At 63.4% G+C, this 18,350-nt stretch carries 19 protein-coding genes; 10 read left to right on the top strand and 9 right to left on the bottom strand.

The window, feature by feature from the left end:
• The first annotated feature begins 95 nt into the window (after window positions 1–95).
• The 6 genes from K0F86_RS13680 to K0F86_RS13655 all read left to right on the top strand — a co-directional run bounded on the left by K0F86_RS13680 (window position 96) and on the right by K0F86_RS13655 (window position 8,672).
• Window positions 96–1,844 carry a ribonucleoside triphosphate reductase gene (locus K0F86_RS13680; protein ID WP_219134871.1) on the top strand — a complete coding sequence of 583 codons (1,749 nt, stop codon included), beginning with the start codon at window positions 96–98 and terminating at the stop codon, window positions 1,842–1,844.
• The gene (gene nrdD, locus K0F86_RS13675) at window positions 1,841–2,041 is read left to right on the top strand and encodes an anaerobic ribonucleoside-triphosphate reductase (protein ID WP_219134870.1); all 201 of its coding nucleotides are present in this window, start codon (window positions 1,841–1,843) and stop codon (window positions 2,039–2,041) included. Before K0F86_RS13680 ends, nrdD begins: the two co-directional genes overlap by 4 nt.
• The gene (locus tag K0F86_RS13670; protein ID WP_219134869.1) at window positions 2,031–2,738 is read left to right on the top strand and encodes an anaerobic ribonucleoside-triphosphate reductase activating protein; all 708 of its coding nucleotides are present in this window, start codon (window positions 2,031–2,033) and stop codon (window positions 2,736–2,738) included. The genes nrdD and K0F86_RS13670 overlap by 11 nt, the downstream gene beginning before the upstream one ends.
• A gap of 148 nt (window positions 2,739–2,886) precedes the next feature.
• Window positions 2,887–6,942 (top strand): Pls/PosA family non-ribosomal peptide synthetase, encoded by a 4,056-nt coding sequence (locus K0F86_RS13665; protein WP_219134868.1) that lies wholly within the window; start codon window positions 2,887–2,889, stop codon window positions 6,940–6,942.
• 21 nt (window positions 6,943–6,963) lie between these two features.
• Window positions 6,964–7,620, top strand: a complete 657-nt coding sequence (locus tag K0F86_RS13660; protein WP_219134867.1) for a 4'-phosphopantetheinyl transferase superfamily protein — start codon at window positions 6,964–6,966, stop codon at window positions 7,618–7,620.
• Between the two features lie 143 nt (window positions 7,621–7,763).
• Window positions 7,764–8,672 (top strand): LysR family transcriptional regulator, encoded by a 909-nt coding sequence (locus tag K0F86_RS13655; protein ID WP_219134866.1) that lies wholly within the window; start codon window positions 7,764–7,766, stop codon window positions 8,670–8,672.
• Here K0F86_RS13655 and K0F86_RS13650 read toward each other — a convergent pair.
• The gene (locus tag K0F86_RS13650; protein ID WP_219134865.1) at window positions 8,669–9,346 is read right to left on the bottom strand and encodes a phosphoribosylanthranilate isomerase; all 678 of its coding nucleotides are present in this window, start codon (window positions 9,344–9,346) and stop codon (window positions 8,669–8,671) included. The two genes, K0F86_RS13655 and K0F86_RS13650, sit on opposite strands and share 4 nt — an antisense overlap.
• A gap of 127 nt (window positions 9,347–9,473) precedes the next feature.
• Here K0F86_RS13650 and K0F86_RS13645 point away from each other — a divergent pair, with 127 nt between their 5' ends.
• Complete coding sequence (locus K0F86_RS13645; RefSeq protein WP_077402374.1) at window positions 9,474–9,701, top strand: hypothetical protein; 228 nt, start codon at window positions 9,474–9,476, stop codon at window positions 9,699–9,701.
• A gap of 73 nt (window positions 9,702–9,774) precedes the next feature.
• Complete coding sequence (locus K0F86_RS13640) at window positions 9,775–10,179, top strand: hypothetical protein (RefSeq protein ID WP_219134864.1); 405 nt, start codon at window positions 9,775–9,777, stop codon at window positions 10,177–10,179.
• On the opposite strand, the gene K0F86_RS13635 is transcribed toward K0F86_RS13640, so the two are convergent.
• From K0F86_RS13635 to K0F86_RS13600, 8 genes are all read right to left on the bottom strand, one after another.
• On the bottom strand, window positions 10,176–11,204 hold the full coding sequence (locus K0F86_RS13635) for an RNA methyltransferase (RefSeq protein ID WP_219134863.1): 1,029 nt from the start codon (window positions 11,202–11,204) through the stop codon (window positions 10,176–10,178). The two genes, K0F86_RS13640 and K0F86_RS13635, sit on opposite strands and share 4 nt — an antisense overlap.
• 64 nt (window positions 11,205–11,268) lie before the next feature.
• Window positions 11,269–11,610: a zinc ribbon domain-containing protein YjdM gene (locus tag K0F86_RS13630; RefSeq protein ID WP_131686765.1), complete on the bottom strand. Its 342-nt coding sequence runs from the start codon at window positions 11,608–11,610 to the stop codon at window positions 11,269–11,271.
• Between the two features lie 90 nt (window positions 11,611–11,700).
• Window positions 11,701–12,663: a CDF family Co(II)/Ni(II) efflux transporter DmeF gene (gene dmeF, locus K0F86_RS13625; protein WP_219134862.1), complete on the bottom strand. Its 963-nt coding sequence runs from the start codon at window positions 12,661–12,663 to the stop codon at window positions 11,701–11,703.
• Between the two features lie 18 nt (window positions 12,664–12,681).
• A complete protein-coding gene (locus K0F86_RS13620; RefSeq protein WP_219134861.1) occupies window positions 12,682–12,957 on the bottom strand; it encodes a metal/formaldehyde-sensitive transcriptional repressor in 276 nt (91 codons plus the stop codon).
• A gap of 38 nt (window positions 12,958–12,995) precedes the next feature.
• Complete coding sequence (locus K0F86_RS13615) at window positions 12,996–13,826, bottom strand: TlpA disulfide reductase family protein (protein ID WP_219134860.1); 831 nt, start codon at window positions 13,824–13,826, stop codon at window positions 12,996–12,998.
• A 195-nt stretch (window positions 13,827–14,021) separates the two neighbouring features.
• Window positions 14,022–14,624, bottom strand: coding sequence for a hypothetical protein (locus K0F86_RS13610; RefSeq protein WP_219134859.1), 603 nt, complete (start codon window positions 14,622–14,624; stop codon window positions 14,022–14,024).
• A 291-nt stretch (window positions 14,625–14,915) separates the two neighbouring features.
• Window positions 14,916–15,452, bottom strand: a complete 537-nt coding sequence (locus K0F86_RS13605) for a DUF2325 domain-containing protein (RefSeq protein WP_257572156.1) — start codon at window positions 15,450–15,452, stop codon at window positions 14,916–14,918.
• 244 nt (window positions 15,453–15,696) lie between these two features.
• Entirely contained in the window at window positions 15,697–16,302 is a 606-nt protein-coding gene (locus K0F86_RS13600) for a hypothetical protein (RefSeq protein WP_219134858.1), read from the bottom strand.
• Between the two features lie 278 nt (window positions 16,303–16,580).
• Here K0F86_RS13600 and K0F86_RS13595 point away from each other — a divergent pair, with 278 nt between their 5' ends.
• Window positions 16,581–17,474, top strand: a complete 894-nt coding sequence (locus K0F86_RS13595; protein ID WP_219134857.1) for a PoNe immunity protein domain-containing protein — start codon at window positions 16,581–16,583, stop codon at window positions 17,472–17,474.
• A 1-nt stretch (window position 17,475) separates the two neighbouring features.
• Window positions 17,476–18,321 (top strand): PoNe immunity protein domain-containing protein, encoded by an 846-nt coding sequence (locus K0F86_RS13590; RefSeq protein ID WP_219134856.1) that lies wholly within the window; start codon window positions 17,476–17,478, stop codon window positions 18,319–18,321.
• The last annotated feature ends 29 nt before the right edge of the window (window positions 18,322–18,350 follow it).

The raw sequence follows: 18,350 nt of genomic DNA, 5'->3' as shown, positions 1-18,350 counted from the left end.
GGATACGCGAATCGCTTGCACGCCACCTTTGACGGCACTACATTTAGTGGATAACCTTCATAAAAACACCGCATGTTGTGTTTATTGGAGGTTTCATGACGACGAATGCAGTTTCCCCCACACGCGGCCAGGTCGATGTCGCCGCGTCCATCAATGAATACCTGGAACGGCGCGACTGGCGCGTGAACGCCAACGCCAACCAGGGGTATTCCCTGGGTGGCCTGATCCTCAATGTCTCGGGCAAGGTCATCGCCAACTACTGGCTGGACCAGGTGTATCCACCGCAAGTGGGCGCGGCGCACCGCGAAGCGGCGCTGCACATCCACGACCTCGACATGCTGGCCGGCTATTGCGCCGGCTGGTCGCTGCGTACCCTGCTGCATGAAGGCTTGAATGGCGTGCCGGGCAAGATCGAATCGGGCCCGCCGAAACACATGTCGAGCGCCATCGGCCAGATCGTCAATTTTCTCGGCACCCTGCAAAACGAATGGGCCGGCGCGCAGGCGTTCAGCTCCTTCGACACCTACATGGCACCCTACATCCGCAAGGACGGCCTGCGCTACGAAGACGTGCGCCAGTACATGCAGGAGCTGATCTTCAACCTCAACGTGCCATCGCGCTGGGGCACGCAGACACCGTTTACCAACCTCACGTTCGACTGGGTCTGCCCGGACGACCTGCGCGAGCAGATTCCCGTCATCGCCGGCCAGGAGATGGACTTCAGCTATGGCGAGCTGCAGGCGGAGATGGACATGATCAACCGCGCCTACATCGAGATCATGATGGCGGGCGACGCCAAGGGCCGCGTCTTCACCTTTCCCATCCCCACCTATAACATCACCGAGGATTTCGACTGGCATAGCGAGAATGCGGAACGCCTGTTCGAGATGACGGCCCGCTACGGCCTGCCCTACTTCCAGAATTTCATCAATTCGGAACTCAAGCCGAACATGATCCGCTCCATGTGCTGCCGCTTGCAACTGGACTTGCGCGAACTGCTGAAACGGGGCAATGGCCTGTTCGGTTCCGCCGAGCAGACGGGCTCCCTGGGCGTGGTGACCATCAACTGCGCGCGCCTGGGCCACCTGTGGCGCGGCGACGAAGCGGCGCTGCTGGCCGACCTGGACCGCCTGCTGGAGCTGGGCAAAGTCAGCCTGGAAATCAAGCGCCGCACCATCGAAGAACTGATGCAGCAAGGCCTGTTCCCGTACACGAAGCGCTACCTGGGCACCCTGCGCAATCACTTTTCCACCTTGGGCGTGAACGGCATCAACGAGATGATCCGCAATTTCAGCGGCGACGCTTACGACATCACGTCCGCCGAGGGCCATGCGCTGGCGATCCGCCTGCTCGACCACGTGCGTGCCCGCATGGTGGCATTCCAGGAAGAGACGGGCCATATGTACAACCTGGAAGCGACGCCGGCTGAAGGCACCACGTACCGCTTTGCCCGCGAAGACCGCAAGCGCTATCCCGCCATCCTGCAGGCGGGTACCGTCGACAACCCGTATTACACGAACTCGTCGCAACTGCCCGTGGGCCACACGGACGATCCGTTCGAGGCGCTGGAATTGCAGGACGCACTGCAGCGCAAGTACACGGGCGGCACGGTGCTGCACCTGTACATGACGGAAGCGCTGTCGGACGCGAATGCCTGCCGCGAACTGGTCAAACGTGCCCTGAGCCGCTTTTCGCTGCCCTACATCACCGTCACCCCCACGTTTTCCATCTGCCCGCGCCACGGCTACCTGGCCGGCAAACATGAATTCTGCCCCACCTGCGACGCGGAACTGATCGCCCGCAAGCAAGCCCACCCTGCTCCATCACTTGAGGAAACGCCATGAATGCACGTCCCGACTTCACTCCCGCCATCACCCTGCTCGACACCGAACGCCAGCGCTGCGAAATCTGGACGCGCGTGATGGGCTACCACCGTCCCGTCGCCTCGTTCAACATCGGCAAGCAGGGCGAATTCCACGAACGCCAGTATTTTACGCAAGCGAGCGCCCGGGTTGGCCAGCCCGCCTGCCATGGCGCTTGAACTGAAAGTAGGCGGCCTGACGCCCTTTTCCGCCACCGACTATCCGGGCAAGCTGGCGGCCGTGGTCTTCGTGCAGGGCTGCCCCTGGCGTTGCGGCTATTGCCACAATCCGCACCTGCAGGCACGCACGCCGGAGGGCGCCATGCCGTGGCAGGACGTATTGACCTGGCTGCGCCGCCGCGTCGGCCTGGTCGACGCCGTCGTCTTCAGCGGCGGCGAGGCGTGCATGGACCCGGCGCTGGCGCGCGCCATGCTGGACGTCAGGGCACTGGGGTTCGGCGTCGGCCTGCACACGGCCTGCATCTATCCGCAGCGCCTGCAGGAAGTGCTGCCCCTGGTCGACTGGGTCGGCTTCGACATCAAGGCGCCGTTTGCCGACTATCGTCATGTGACCCGCGTGGCCGGCAGCGGCGACCCGGCGCGTGCCTGCCTGGACGCCATCCTCGCCAGCGGCGTGGCCTACGAATGCCGCACCACCACCCATCCGGACCTGCTGCCCGATGCACAACTGCTGGCCCTGGCCGCCACCCTGGCCGCCAAAGGCGTCGACAACTACGTGCTGCAGCAGTTCCGCGCCGAAGGCTGCCTCGACGCGGCGCTGGCCGGCCGCCCCCTGCACGGCTATCCGGCGGCGAGCACGGTGGCGCAAATCGGCGCCATGTTTCCCCGTTTTACATTCCGTAATCATGGCAGTTGAGCCTGTAACCACATAATTTTGCAAAGCCCCGCAAAATTACCCGTTCTGCAACGCTGAAATGCCTTGCGTGCTGTAATGTATCAACTGTGCCGCGCACCATGCGCAGCCCGTCAGATTCCTCACACAGCATTACAGATAAGCGTCATCCATGAACGATTTCACAGCAGTCAGTCCAGGCATCCCTTCCACCCACGCCGACATCCTGTACGGCCCGCCGCGACCGGATCTGCTGCGCGAGGAAGTGCTGGCCGACCTGCTCGAAGCGACGGCGCGCCACTGCCCGCAACAAATCGCGCTGATCGACGGCGCGCGCCGCATCACGTATGCCGAACTCGATGCGCAGGCTGGCCTGGCCGCGTCGCGCCTGGTGGCGGCCGGCGTCAAGCCCGGCGACATCGTGGGACTGTGGCTGCCGCGCGGCGCCCCTCTGCTGCTGATGCAGGCGGCCATCGCCAAGGCGGGCGCCGCCTGGCTGCCCGTCGATGAAGACACGCCCGTCGAACGCCTGCAAGTGTGCCTCGATGATGCGAATGGCTTTGGTGTCATCAGCTGCGCGCAGTTCGCGCCGCGTCTGTTGGATGCTGGCATCGAGCGCCCCGTGTGGACGGCGGAAAGCCTGCTGGCCCCCGCCGCGCCGGGCGAACTGCTGCCCGCGCGCGGCGCCGTGCTGCCAGAACACCCCGCGTACGTCATCTACACGTCCGGCTCGACGGGCAAGCCCAAGGGCATATTGATCAATCAGCGCAGCATCTGCCACTTCCTGCGCAGCGAAAACGCCGTGCTGGAAGTGACGCAAGCCGACACCGTCTACCAGGGCTTTTCCGTCGCCTTCGACATGTCGTTCGAGGAAATCTGGATCGCCTACCTGGTGGGCGCCACCCTGTGGCTGGGCCCCAAGGAGATTTCGGGCGACCCGGAAGCCTTGCCGCGCGCCTTGGCCGCCAATCACGTCACCGTGCTGCACGCCGTGCCGACCCTGCTGGCCCTGTTCGCCGAGGAAGTACCGAGCCTGCGCCTGATCAACCTGGGCGGCGAGATGTGCCCCGAGTCCCTGGTCGAGCGCTGGTCGCGTCCGGGCCGCGCCATGTTCAACACCTATGGCCCGACAGAGGCGACCGTCTCGTGCAGCCTGGCGCGGCTGCGGCCCGGCGTCCCGGTCACCATCGGCACGCCGCTGCCCAACTATGGCTTGCTGGTGCTGCAGGTGGTCGAGCCGGGTGAGCACCGTCCCTTGATCCTGCTGCCGCGCGGCGAAACGGGAGAGTTGTGCATCATCGGCCCCGGCCTGGCCGAAGGCTACCTGGGCCGGCCCGACCTGACGGTGGAAAAATTCCTGCCCAATCCATGGGCGACCAGCGAGGATGACGCACGCCTGTACCGCACGGGCGACCTGGCGCGCATCGATGCCGACGGCCAGGTGCTGTGCCTGGGCCGCGCCGACGACCAGGTGAAAATACGCGGCTTCCGCGTGGAGCTGGGCGAAATCGAAGCCGTGCTGGCGCAGCAACCCGGCGTGGGCACGGTGGCCGTCTTGCTGCGCAAGGATGACGGCATCGACCAGCTGGTGGCCTACATCGTCGGCAGCGACGATGCGCCCGACGATGCGCTGACGACGAAAACCCTGCGCAGCGCATTGAACCTGCATCTGCCGCCGTACATGGTGCCGGGCCGTTTTGAATTACTGCCGCTGATGCCGCGCCTCACCTCAGGCAAGATCGACCGGAAGGCGCTGAAGGCCATGCCACTCTCGACGCCGCCGGCCGGCGAGGCGGGCGAATCGGACGTGCCGGAAACGCCGGCCGAAGCGGCCCTGTTCGCGGCGCTGGCGACACTGTTCCCGGGCCAGCCGATACGGCGCCAGTTTGACTTCTTCAGCGATCTCGGTGGCCACTCGTTCCTGGCCGCGCGCCTGGCCTCCGCCCTGCGCGCCGATCCGGCTTACGCCCACATGACGGTGCGCGACATTTATCACAATCGCCAGATCGGCAAGATCGCCGCCGTACTGAACGAAGCGCCAGCGCTGGCCACGCCGGAAGCGGATTGGACGCCGCCATCGGCCACGAAGCGCTGGCTGTGCGGCGCGGCGCAGGCGGCGGCCGTGCCGGGCCTCGTCACCCTGCGCATGGCGCAATGGATGGCGCCCTTCTTTACCTATCACTTCTTCACGGGCGATACGGGCGACACCGTGCCGCGCGCCATCGCCGCCTCGATCGGCGTGTTTTTACTCGCGACCCTGGCCGAATTTGCCATCGCGATTGCCGGCAAGTGGCTGATCGCCGGACGCCTGAAGCCGGGCAGCTATCCGCTGTGGGGTTTCACCTATTACCGCTGGTGGCTGGCCGACCGTCTGGTCGAATCAGCGCCCGCGTATCTGCTCAGCGGCTCGTCGCTGAACAGCTGGTGGCTGCGCGCGCTGGGCGCGAAAGTGGGCAAGGAAGTGGTCATCGGCTCGATGACCCTGCGCGCGCCCGACCTGCTGTCCATCGGCGACAACGTCAGCGTCGGCAATGCCGTCAACTTTGAAAACGCCCGCGTGGAACGGGGCCGTTTGCTGCTGGGCCAGATCAGCATCGGCGACGATGCCTGCATCAGCTCTTACGCGATTTTGGAAGGCAATACCAGCGTGGGCGCCTTCGGCCACCTGGAGGGACAATCCGCGCTGGCCGATGGCGCGTCGGTGCCGGACGGCCGCGTCTATACCGGTTCGCCCGCGCGCGACATCGGCCCCTACGACCGGGCCAGCCAGCCGCCGCGCCCCGCCGTCTCGCGCCTGCGCCTGACGGGAGAAACCCTGTTCTTCTGCTTCGGCATGGTGCTCATCGCCGTGCTGTTCTTCATGCCCGTCTTCCCCAGCTTCGTGCTGATCGACTGGTTCGACGAACGTGAAATGATGCCGTGGCTGCAGGGCCGCGACGTGACGACCCAGCTGGCCCGCTACTTCCTGCTGGCCTTCCCCGCCAGCGCCGTGCTGATCGTGCTGACCGCCCTGCTGTCGGCCGCCATCCGCTGGGGCGCGCTGCCCCGCTTGAAGCCGGGCAGCTCGCCCGTGCACAGCAATATCTACTGCGCCAAGTGGCTGGTCAGCCATATCCAGGAATCGAGCCTGAATGTCCTGCACGGCATTTACGCCACCGTGTACGCGCCATACTGGTACCGCCTGCTGGGCGCCAAGGTGGGCAAGGGCGCCGAGATTTCCACGGCGCTGGGCGTGGTGCCCGACATGCTGACCCTGGGCGACGACACCTTCATCGCCGACGCCGTCATGCTGGGCGACGAGCAGATCGACGGCGGCTGGATGACCATGCGCCCCACCGTCATCTCGCACCGCAGCTTTGTCGGCAACGGCAGCTATATCCCGGACGGCACCGTGCTGCCCGAACATGTGCTGATCGGCGTGCACACGCACGCGCCGCGCAATGAGCAGATGCACAGCGGCGACACCTGGCTGGGCTCTCCCCCGATGCACCTGCCTGCGCGCGAACAGGTCAGCGGCTTTGCCGAGCACCTGACCTTCAAGCCATCCATGCTGCGCCGCCTGGGCCGCAGCCTGATCGAAGCGTTCCGCATCGTCGCGCCACACGCGGTGGTGATCGCCGTCGGCTACACGCTGGTGCTGGACGTGATGCCGATCGCGGGCGCCGGGCGCTGGGGCGAAGTAGTGGGCGACCTGGCCATTGCCGGCATCGCCTACGGCATCGGCAATTTCCTCGTCGTGGTGCTGTTCAAGTGGCTGCTGCTGGGACGCTACCGCAAGCACGCGGCGCCCATGTGGACGCCGTTCGTGTGGATTTCGGAAGGTGTCACGAACCTGTATGAAGGCATCGCCGTGCCCAACTTCATGCGCTACCTGCGCGGCACGCCGTGGCTGCCGCTGGCTTTCCGCCTGTTCGGCTGCAAGATCGGCCGCGGCGTCTACATGGACACGACGGACATCACGGAATTCGACTGCGTGCATATCGGCGACTACAGCGAATTGAACGCCCTCACCTGTCCCCAAACGCATTTATTCGAAGACCGCGTCATGAAAATCGACCACGTGGAGATCGGCCAGCGCGTCTACATGGGCCCGCGCAGCTCCGTGCTGTACAGCGCCAAGGTGGGCGACAATGCGCGCCTGGGCCCGTTGACCCTGGTGATGAAGGGTGAACACATCCCCGCCGGCAGCAACTGGGCAGGCTGCCCGGCCGCGCCTTTGCGCAGCTGATCGCAGCGGATGGATGCAACGGTGCTCTGGTCGGGCGACGGCGTGCTGGCGATCGGCATCGCCGCCGTCCTGCCGCGCGCGGAAGCCCGCCAGCGCATCCGCGCCGCCGTGCGCGAGGCGGCCGCGCAGTGGCTGCAGCTGGACATCGAGGCGATCTCGGTGGAATCGACGCCGGGCGCTCCTCCCCGTTTGCTGCTGCCCGGCGGCGTGGCCAGCCTGTCGTTCAGCCATGACGAGGGACTCTCGCTGGCTGCCGTCCACCTGCATGGCGCGGTCGGCATCGACGTGATGCGCGTGCAGGACATTCCCGACTGGGCGAATCTGGCGCGCGATTACCTGGGGCCGCAGGTGGCCGAGGAACTGGCCGCCTGTCCCGATGCACAGCGCCCGCTGCGGTTGGCGCAAGCGTGGACGGCGCGCGAAGCGGCGCTCAAGTGCGCGGGGCTGCCGCTGATGGAGTGGGATGGGGTGGTATTGAATTACAAGGTACAGCACATCGCCTTGCAGGGCGGATTTGTCGCAATGCTCGCAACCCCGAAGACGAAGACTGGGGTCGGACCCTTAGGGTCCGACCCCGGCCTTTCTGCCGTTGGGTTTCCACGCGAAACGTACATCAATCCTCAATGTCCGCTCCTGATCGACCGCCGCCGATCTGGACGAAAATCAGTTTTACGATAATACTGACGAACAGTCCCAGCACCCCGATCAATTCCAGCATGGTCTTTCCTTTGCAGTGACAGAAGACCAGGCCACTGTAGCGCGAACGCCGGGGCCAGGCCAATATCAAATCAGGCAGTCACCGATCTCGAAAAGGCATACGATTGATTTCCATCAGACAGTTCCGCTATTTTGTCGAAGTCGTCGATGCGGGCAGCTACTCGCGCGCGGCGGAAAAGTTATATATCGCGCAGTCGGCCCTGAGCCGGCAGATCAAGGAGCTGGAAAGCGAGGTGCAAGCGCTGCTGCTGACGCGCGACGCGCGCCATATCGAACTCACTCCGGCGGGACAGGTCTTTTATGATCGGGCCAAGCGCATCCTCGACGACATCGACGAAACCGTGCGCCAGACGCGCCATGTAGGGCAAGGCGCGCAATGCATCATCCGCCTGCTGCATTCGAGCTCCGTCACGCTCACGCCCGCCATCGGCGCCGTGCTGAACCGCCTGCTGGCGCAATTCCCCGGCGTTTCGCTCGACGTGTCGAAAGGCTCGTCGGAAAACCAGGCGTTTGATATCGAGGAAGGCCGCGCCGACCTGGGCCTGGTGCGCCTGCCCACCCTGCGCAAGCACGCCAATATCGTCGTGCGCGAACTGTTTGCGGAAAAGCTGGTGGTGGCCGTGTCGGCGATGTCGCCATTGGCCGCGCTGGAGCGCACGACGATCGCCGCCCTGCGCGACGAAGCGTTCGTCTCGATCCCGCACCAGGACCGGGGCGGCCTGAGCTACCTGGTGGCGGGCCTGTGCCTGGCGCAGGGATTCTTTCCCAAGGCGGCGCGCGCCCTGTCGCGCAAGACCTCGCAGCTGAACCTGATCGAGGCCAACATGGGCATCGCCATCGTCCCCGACAGCATGCGCCTGGTGGCGCCGCCCGGCGTGCGTTTTATTGCGCTGCCCGACGAGCAATCGCATTCCGTCGTCGGCCTGATCTCGCCGCGCGCGGCCAGCGGCATGGTGGCCGCGTTTACGGAAGCGTTCGTGCGCGAGATGAACGCATTGGCAACGACGGATTAACCTTCCGCATACAGCGCCGCATCCACGTCGCGCACGGCCGCCATCAGCAGGGCCAGCTTCATGACATCGAGCTTGCCATCGGTGCGCACGCGCGAGCACAGGTCGATGCCATAGGGCCGCACCTGGCGCAGCGCCTCCGTCACATTGTTTGCATCCAGGCCGCCAGCGAGGAACACGGGACGGGGGCTGGCGCGCACGAAGCGCGCACTGACGGACCAATCGTGTGTGCGGCCCGTGCCGCCCAGTTCCGGAACCAAGGCGCCCGGACGGCCAGAATCGAGCAAAAAGGCATGCACATGGGGCGCGTAGGCGGGGATCAGCGCCAAAGCCTCGGGGCCTTCCACGTGGATCACCTGCACGCGCCGCACATGCGGCAGCAAGCGCGCCAGTTCCTCGACTTCACGCGGGTCGATATGGCCGACGATCTGCACGGTCGATGGCTGCGTGGCGCGCACGTGCTCGGCGATACGCTGCGCCGTCGTCTCGGACGTCAGCAGGAACGTGGCCACGGGCGGCGGCGTCCAGGCGGCGATCTGCGCGATGCGCGCGTCGGGAATCGGGCCGGGGCCGGATGGCATGGCCGCCACCAGGCCCAGCGCGTCGGCGCCGGCGGCTATCGCCAGTTGCGCTTCGTCGATGGAAGCGATGCAGCAGATCTTGATGCGGGTTCTCATGGCCTTGCGTGTTCAAATGGAATGATCAACATTACAACACAGGGCGGCGCGCGCGCCAAGACACGCGGTCAAGGCCCCGCGCGATAGTGTGCCAGAATGGCGTCATTGCCCACTTCACGAGGAATCCATGGCCGACTACAAAAACCCCAGCTACGTGGCCCGCTCCATGCACCCGCGTTTCGATGAACTGACCTCGCCCGGCGAAGCCGTGCCGTATTCGGGCATCTACCGCTGCGACGGCTGCGCGCACGAGATCGTGTCCACGGAAGGCCACGTCATGCCGCCGCAAAACCACCATCAGCACAGCAGCGAGCAGGGCCCTATCCGCTGGCGCCTGATCGTCAGCCCGCGCTGATTGACAGGCGCCAGGTGGCGGAAGATACTGGATTTATCCGGCATCGCCATTGGAACGTCACGGGAACACCCGCATGCGCATCGTCGATTTTGAAGTCCGCAAGGAGTGCCCGCCGCAGCTGTGCGACTGCGAGCGCGAGCGCCTGCTCGACGATGCGCAGGCGGACCTGTCCATCCTGCGCCTGAACCTGGCGGAAGAAAAGCGCCTGCTGGCGCATATCGAGGGCATCGCCACCCATGCGCAGTTGCAGAAGCTGCAACTGCTGCTGAAGAAAAACCTGGGCATGGAATTGCAGATCGCGCCGGGCAGCGGCGAAGTGCGCAGCGTGCGCGGCTTCCAGATCCGCCTGCTGGAGCAACCGGGCCTGTGCCGCAAGACGCGCGCCGCCATACCGGCCGCCGTGCGGCGCTGCCTGGCCGCGCATCCCGAGATCGCGTTTGCGATCTTGAATGAAAACGATTTGCTGGGTGGGGTTTAGACGCCGGCGCGGATGGGAATGACCTTGCCCTTCGCTTCGCGCGCCCTTAACTGTCCGCATCCCCCTTCCACATCCTGCCCGGCCGAATCGCGCAATTTGGTCAGCACGCCGCGCGCGTGCAGGGCGGCGGCAATGGCGCGCGCCCTTTCCCAGCTGGGACGCTTGAACGGCAAGTCGTCGATGGTGTTGTACGGAATCATGTTCAGTACCGCGTACTTGCCCTGCAAGAGCGTCACGATGCCGTCCATCTCGTCCTCGCCATCGTTGACGCCCTCCATCAGGGTCCATTGATACTGCACCGGGTAGCCAGTCAGGCGCGCATACGACTCGCCGAATTCCACCAGCTCGCGCGGGGTGAGCCTGGGGGCGCGCGGCAGCAACTGTTCGCGCAACGCCGGCTTGGTCGTGTGCAGGGACAGGGCCAGCGCCGGCTTGACGCGACCCTGCGGCAGGCGCTCGAACGCGCGCGGGTCGCCCACCGTGGAAAACACGAGGTTCTTGTGGCCGATGTTGCCCTCCGTGCCCAGCAGCTCGATCGCTTCCATCACATTGTTCAGGTTATGCGCCGGTTCGCCCATGCCCATGAAGACGACTTTTTTCACGGGACGCAAGGTGCGCGCCAGCACCACCTGCGCGACGATTTCTCCGCTGGTGACTTGCCGGATCAAGCCGTCGCGGCCCGTCATGCAGAACTGGCAGCCGACGGCGCAACCGACCTGGCTCGACACGCACAGGCCGTCGCGCGGCAGCAGCACGCTTTCCACCGTCTGGCCGTCGTGCAGTCCCACCAGCAGGCGCGCGGAACCATCCGCGCCAGGATGAGTACTGAGCAATTTCAGCATGCCCTGCAATTCGAGGTCGAGCGCGGGCAGGGCCTCGCGCACGGGCAGCGGTAAAAAATCTTCGGCGCGGCGCCGGCCCTGGTCGTGCGGCTGGCCCTGGATCCAGTCGCGCAGCACGCGCTGTTCGTGCAGGGGCTTGGCGCCCAGGGCGCGCAGGCGCTGGCGAAGATGATCGATTTGCATGGATTTTGAATAAAAAAACGGCGCGCAGGAATGAAGCCAGCGCGCCGTGTTACAGGTAAAAGCGTTACACCTTCTTGACGAACTCGGTTTTGAGGCTCATGGAACCGAAACCGTCGATCTTGCAGTCGATATCATGGTCGCTGTCGACCAGGCGGATGTTCTTGACCTTGGTGCCCATCTTGACGACACCGCCGCCGCCCTTCAATTTCAAGTCCTTGATGACGCTGACCGTGTCGCCGTCCTGCAGGATATTGCCGGCCGAATCGCGGTACACCTTGGCGCCCTCTTCCGCCGCTTCCGCAGCCGTGGCCGACCATTCATGCGCGCATTCAGGGCAGATCAACTGGCTGCCGTCTTCATACGTGAATTCGGATTTGCATTGCGGGCATGGTGGTAATGTGCTCATTTTCTTCTCTGTCTGGTGAACAGCGTGTGCTGTAAAAGCCGACATTATACTGCCTACGCCCCGCATCAGCGTGCTTTTTCGCCATCATTGTCAAGGCCGGCGAATAATCTCGATGGTGCTGTGGACAATTTCCTCGTGGATGCCGATGCGCGCGCGCAGCTGGGCGGCCGTCAATGCGGCATCGCGGCTGACGACGGACAAGGCGCACGAATACAGCTGCTTGCCGACCCGCCACACGTGCAGGTCGACGATGCGTGGCGTGTCGCCGGCGCTTTCCACTTCCACCGCCTCGCGGATTTCGTCCACCACGGGATGGTCCATCTCGCGGTCCAGCAAGACCTTGCCCGTCTCGCGCATCAGCTTTTTCGCCCACAGCGCCACCAGCACGGCACCGACGATGCCCATTACGGGATCGAGCCACTGCCAGCCATAAGCCCATGCGCCGCCCAGCGCAACGATGGCCAGCACGGACGTGGCGGCGTCGGCCAGCACGTGGATGTAGGCGGCTTTCATGTTCAGGTCTTCGCCGTGGCCGTGGTGATCATGATGGTCGTGATGCTCGTGGCCATGGTGGTGATCATGGTCGTGGTGGCCGCCGAGGATCAGCGCGCACACCAGGTTGACAGCCAGGCCGAGAGCCGCCACCGCCATCGCCTGCGGATAGTGGATGGGCTGCGGCGACAACAGACGCTCGACGGAAGCGAACACCATCAGCACGGCCACTCCCAGCAGCAGGATGGCGCTGGTGTAACCGGCCAATACCTCGATCTTCCACGTGCCGAAGGCAAAGCGGGGGTCGCGCGCATAGCGGCGCGCCGCCGCATACGCAAACGCGGCCAGGCCGATGGCCAGCGCGTGCGAACTCATATGCCAGCCATCGGCCAGCAGGGCCATGGAGTTGTACCACCAGCCGGCGACGATTTCCAGCACCATGGTGGCCAGGGTGATCCACATGACGATGCGCGCGCGGCGTTCCGCCTTGTCGCTGGCCCCGCCAAAGACGTGTTCGTGCTGCCAGGCGGACAGGTCTTCCTCGATATGTTGCAGTTTCATGCTGATCTCTCCGATGAATTATTTGAGGTAGGTGCGCAGGATGGCGGCGATGTCGTCGGCGCCCCTGGTACGCTCGTCGCTGGCAAGGTCGGGACTGGCCACGTGCTCGCGCAAGTGCTCTTCGATCACTTCGGCCATCAGGCCATTCACGGCGCCGCGCACGGCGGCGATCAGCTGCAGCACTTCGCCGCAGTCGCGGCCCTCTTCCAGGCCCCGCTCCAGGCCCTCCACCTGTCCCCTGATGCGTTTGATCCTGTTCAGCAGCTTGGTCTTGTTGCGCGCCGTGTGTCCCATGCTTTCACCCTCGATAAATACTATAGGGGGGTATACTATCAGAGAGAACCGGGCCGCGCGATTTTTTGCAGCTTGCTGGCCAGCGAGGCATCGGACAATTCGCCCAGGTGGGTATCGACCAGGCGCCCCTGCGCGTCATAAAACAGGGTGGTGGGCAGGGCCGAGGAACCGGCCGCCTTGCCCAGCGCCGCCGCGCTGTCGAGCACCACATTGCGCAGGGTGACGCCGCTGCTGTCCAGAAAAGCGCTGGCGGCCGCCGCATCCTCGCGCTGGTTCGCATACACGAAAACGATATCGGCGCGCGCCTGCTGCGCGGCGGCCAGCACGGGCATTTCGCGCCGGCATGGCGGGCACCAGCCGGCCCACAGGTTGACCACCATCGGCTTGCCGCCGGCCAGCGCCGCCAGGGTCGTTGGCGCGCCGTCGAGCGCCTGCAGGGCCACGGCCGGCAAGGCTGTCGGCTTGTCATACGCCAGCCCCAGCCCTGCGCTCAACACGCCCCAGGCCAGCGCGCCGGACGCCACGCTGATGGCCAGCGGTCGGCGCATGGCCGCCATGGCGGGACGCCGGCAGCGCCACGCGGCGATGGCCAGCGCGGCGGCGACGCCGGCCGGCGCCAGGAAGCCGCCGTCGCGGATATTCAAAATGGACCAGGGAGCCGCCAGGTATTGTTCATGCCAGCGCAGCACGAACGCCAGGCGCGCCGCCAGCAGGCCGGCGATCAGCAGGTCGGAAACGAGGGGGCCGGCGTCGGGCAGTTGGCGGTAGCGCCGCAGCCACCATGCCACGCCATAGGCGACGCACAGGGAAACGAACAGCAGGACCAGGCCCGTGGGCAAAGCCAGGGGGCCGATTTGCAGGGACAGCATGGGCGCTCTCTATCACGTCGAATGGACGGCCATTGTGCCCCATGCGGATTAAGCGTGCGTTAATCCGGGCTCAGGAAGCGGCCAGTGCGTCCAGTCCACGGCATGAACAGGCGGCGTTGCGGATAGTCCGACAGCGAGATATCGACAACTGTGCTGGCCAGCTTCCGCGCGGCGCCCCATCGGCTTCCGTCACAATCAGACTTTAGGCAAGCAGGTTCGCAAACGCGCCAACACAGCCTCTTGCATCGTAGTAGCTTCCCGCATAGTCGTGTAGCTGGGCAGTCGGGTCCATTCGATCTGGACAAATAATTGGCGCTTCTGATCGACAATCAACGACAGGCCTGCGTATTTCCCTTTGAGTATTTTTTTATTTGCCGTCAACAAGCGAGCACCGTCAGCCAGTGGCGTCTCTTGCACAGGAACGTCCATGAGGCTCGCCGTATGCTGTAACAAGCGCTGGCGCCACACCATTTGTTCCTGAAACTCCTCAACGACGGGACGGTCCAGCCTTAGCGTCGCCACTGGCGGCGCGTCACGGCTGGCTTGCAAAGGCAATACGACCCTGTCCATCACCGCCACCCAATAGCGATCGCCATCAAGGTCGATACCAAAGCCGGTAACGCCTTCGTCAAGCATTTCGCCTGATTGAAAAGATGGTTGCGCGCAGGTACTAAACTGCTGCGCCATGGCCTGCAGCGATGGGGGCGCGGCGATGGCCGAAGCCGGTACAGACAGCAGGATGACGCACAACAGGAACACAAAGCTCGACAATTGGACGACATGCGTGGATTTAGGCATATGGACTCCAGGACTTGTGTGAGGAAGATAAAAGCGGACCGAGCATCTATTGTGTTTCACATGAGCAAGGTGTCGCTTGATGCAGAGCAATCTGAAGTGCCCCACCCTCGGGGAGAGGGACAAAATAGCAGTAGTTATTGAGCCGGGTACGACTTGGGCTTTGCACTATCGACCGAACCGAAGGGATGAAAGGGGACTGCGCGCCTCGCAGGCGCATAGAAAGCGGCGGATCATGCGAAGAATCGTGTTACCTGAAGGTGCTGGGGAACGTATACATACCCGGCTGGAGCCTCAGCCGGCCAGTGCTTCCCTGCGCACGAAATGCATGGCTTGCGGCTGGTCCACCAGCACGCACTGCTTGCCCGTGCGCTTGCAATGGTCATGCACGCGCCAGTAGGCGTCGTGGCTGACGCAGCCCGTCTGGCAAATCACCAGGTCGGCCGCCACCAGACCCGCCTCCAGCGCCGCCACGTCGTCGGCGTCATCGTCGCCGCCAGCATGGTGCAGGAAGCGACCGCCGGCCTGCTCGACGGCCTGCTGCGCCCTATGCGCGCCATCCGCAGCCTGGCCCGCATCGCGGGTCAAACAGCTGCCCACATACAGCACGGCTTTTTCGCGCACGTCGGCCTGCAAGGCTGGCACGGGCAGCCACTGCAGGCGCAACAACTCGCGCATCAGGTCCTGCACGCGCTCGCTGAGCCACTCGACCTTGCGCGCCAGCCGGGCACGCGTCGGCAAGCCCGGCACGCTGGCCGCCAGATCAGCCAGTGCGTCGCGCGCCAGCGCCAGCTGCGTATCGCGGATCACGACCCGCGCCCGCGCGCGCATCAATTCCGACTCCAGCTGCGCGATGCGCGCCGCCTGCGCGGCCAGCTGCGCACTGCAACGCGCCTGCGCCCGCCCATACTCGCCCATCAGCACGCGATGCTCATGCGCGATCGCGTCCTCGTTGCCATACACACTGCCCATCATACCCTCCCATCGCTACCCCATGGATACGAATTATAAATGAGAATCATTATTATTTGAGCATGCACATGCGCGCAGCAGGGGTATGCGCTGGCCGCCGGCGTCACGCGGCGGGCGGGCAGGACAGCAGGCGTTGCCAGACGTCGTCCTGCACTTCGCGCACCTGCCGCAGGGCATCAGGGCCGCGATAGATGTCCAGCGTGTTCGGCCAGGCCAGGTCAATGAACAACTGCCGTGCCGGATCGATCAGCAGGGACTGGCCTACATAATTACCCTTGATCTCGCCCTTGTTGACGGTCAGCAGGCGCGCGCCGCCCGCAAGCGCGCGTTCGTCCAGCGCCACGCCGCTGCGCTCGGCCACGTCGCGCAGCCAGCGTTCGCGCCAGCGCGCCTGCTCCGCGAACTGGCCCTTGGGTGGCCGGTCCAGCTTGACGACGGCCGCCACGGGACCGCCTATGCCCGCCTGCAGCGAAAAGCCCATGCGTTCCTGCAGTTCGACCGTGTAGGCCTCGCCTTTGACGTCGATCTGGTAGCGCCCCGTCCCGTCCTGTACCAGCAGGTCGGCCTGATGGTAGGCAGGTTTGACGCAATTGGCGTACTGATAGACGAGCACATCGAGGAACGGCGGTGCGGCCGGGGTGGACGCCGCCATGGCGGGCGACAGGCTGGCACATAAGGCCGCGGCGGCCGCGTATTTCATCTTGCTCATGCTTGCTCCTGTTCACGTAAAAAGACGATGACGGCCGAAAACACCTGCGGCACGCCATCGAGTCGCTCATGGTAGCTACTTTGAATATTTCTTTCTGGCACACGATTCAATTGAATCGCGCTTGTTCGATCATTATTTCTGGTGTGTAATCTTGCAAACAAGTCATTACATCAACTGCCGATACGTTTACCTCACCACACGGAGTTCCAGACAATGTCCGCATTTCTCCATGCAAGCGCATCTTCCTTACGCGTCGATCACGACGGCGGCCAGACAAGATGAACAATCGCCCATTCATCGAGCGGCGCCGCCAGCAATTTCTTGGTGAAGAACTGTATGTCAAAACGCGCAACAATCAATTTGCGCTGATTGCAGGAGGACTGGAAAACAAAAAAGTCGCCGAAACAACGCAGGAGAATGCCTCCGTTCATCATTTTTTGTATCTGGAACTGCTCTGGATCTGGATGCTCGACTATACGGCTGGCGAGCCGATTGATGCGCTGGCGCCGCGCATCGCGGGCATCGTGGATAAGTTTGAAGAATGGAATGCGGTCGATCAACTCTATCAGCAGGATGCGGCGCTTGAGTTTCCAGAGTTTGGACCCTACGAATATCAGGGAGCACCAGAGTTTTACATCCTGTCCGACTATCAGGACACCTTGCAACTGCTGAGCATTGCGATCCTGCTGCGCGATCAGCGTTCGGTACTGCGCATCATCCACGTGCTGCGCAGCCATCGTGGCCGCGATGGCCTGTTCGAGCAATTGATCGACGGATATGTGGAGGATGGACAAGCACTCGACGCCTGCATCATCGCCAGGCCCTATGACACCCTGCTGCAAGTGTTCTATGAGGAGGATGAGGAAGCTACCTTGGCCCTGCTCCAGAAATACCTGAAACAATGGTATCCGGCCATGAAACATCATCCGCGCTGGTACAACGAGCATCTCAATATCAGCGAGGAAGGCTATGCCGGCTACTACGGCTACTGGGCATTCGAAGCGGGGGCGACGGTTTTCCTGCTCGACCTGGACGATAGCCAGGCCGGGCATCTGGTGTACCCCAGGGAGCTGGTCGACTATGCGCGCCAATTACGCAGAGAAGGCCGCTATACCAGCCTGTATACGAATCCATCGGCGAATCCATCGGCAAAACGAAAAGCCGGCGAATAGCATGGGAAATACGCCATTCAACGTTCGTCGTCGCCAACAATTCCTTGATCAGGATCAATATGAAAAAACCCTGGAAAATTCACGTGCCCTGCTACAGGTTCAGCTGAAAAACAAGGAATTGGCTGCATCCGCTGGAGATAGCAGTTTGGCGCACTATTTCTTATATCTCGAAAATTTCTGGATCTGGATGCTCGATTACACCGCCGGCGTGCCTATCGAAGAACTTGCACCACGGCTATCAGGCATCGTGGACAGATTTTCGCAATGGAACGAAGTCGACCAGCAACATCAACAGGAAACGCTGTCGCAGTATCCTGAATATGGCCCATACAAATACAGGGCGGCGACGAATTTCGGGGATTTTTCCGATTATGCAGATACCTTGCAATTATTAAGCATCGCCATATTATTACGCGATCAACGCTCGGTCAGGCGCCTTATCCGAATATTACGCAGCCACCGTGGGCAAGACGGCCTGTTCGAACAGTTGATTGGCGCGTATGTGGACGATGCGATGGAGCTCGACACTTGCATGTTTGCAAAACCCTACGCTACCTTGCTGCAGGCAGTTCATGCAGACGACGAAGGTGCGGCACGCATGCTGATCGAGAAGTATTTACGGCAATGGTACCCGGCCATGAAACAGCATCCGCGCTGGCACGACGGCCATCTGCGCATCAGCGAGGAAGGCTACGCACCCTATTATGGTTATTGGGCCTTTGAAGCCGGCGCAATGGTCTTTGTTTTTGATGTCGACGACGACGGCATCAACCATATGGTCTATCCCAGGGACCTCGTTGACTATGCCCGAAAATTACGCGCAGAAAACCGTCACACCAGCACGTGACCAGTTTCACCCGAAAAAGGAATCCAGGC

Origin of the sequence: Janthinobacterium sp. UMAB-60 (assembly GCF_900095235.1) — a bacterium.
GTDB lineage: Bacteria > Pseudomonadota > Gammaproteobacteria > Burkholderiales > Burkholderiaceae_D > Janthinobacterium.
This window is presented reverse-complemented; position numbering and strand designations above follow the sequence as displayed.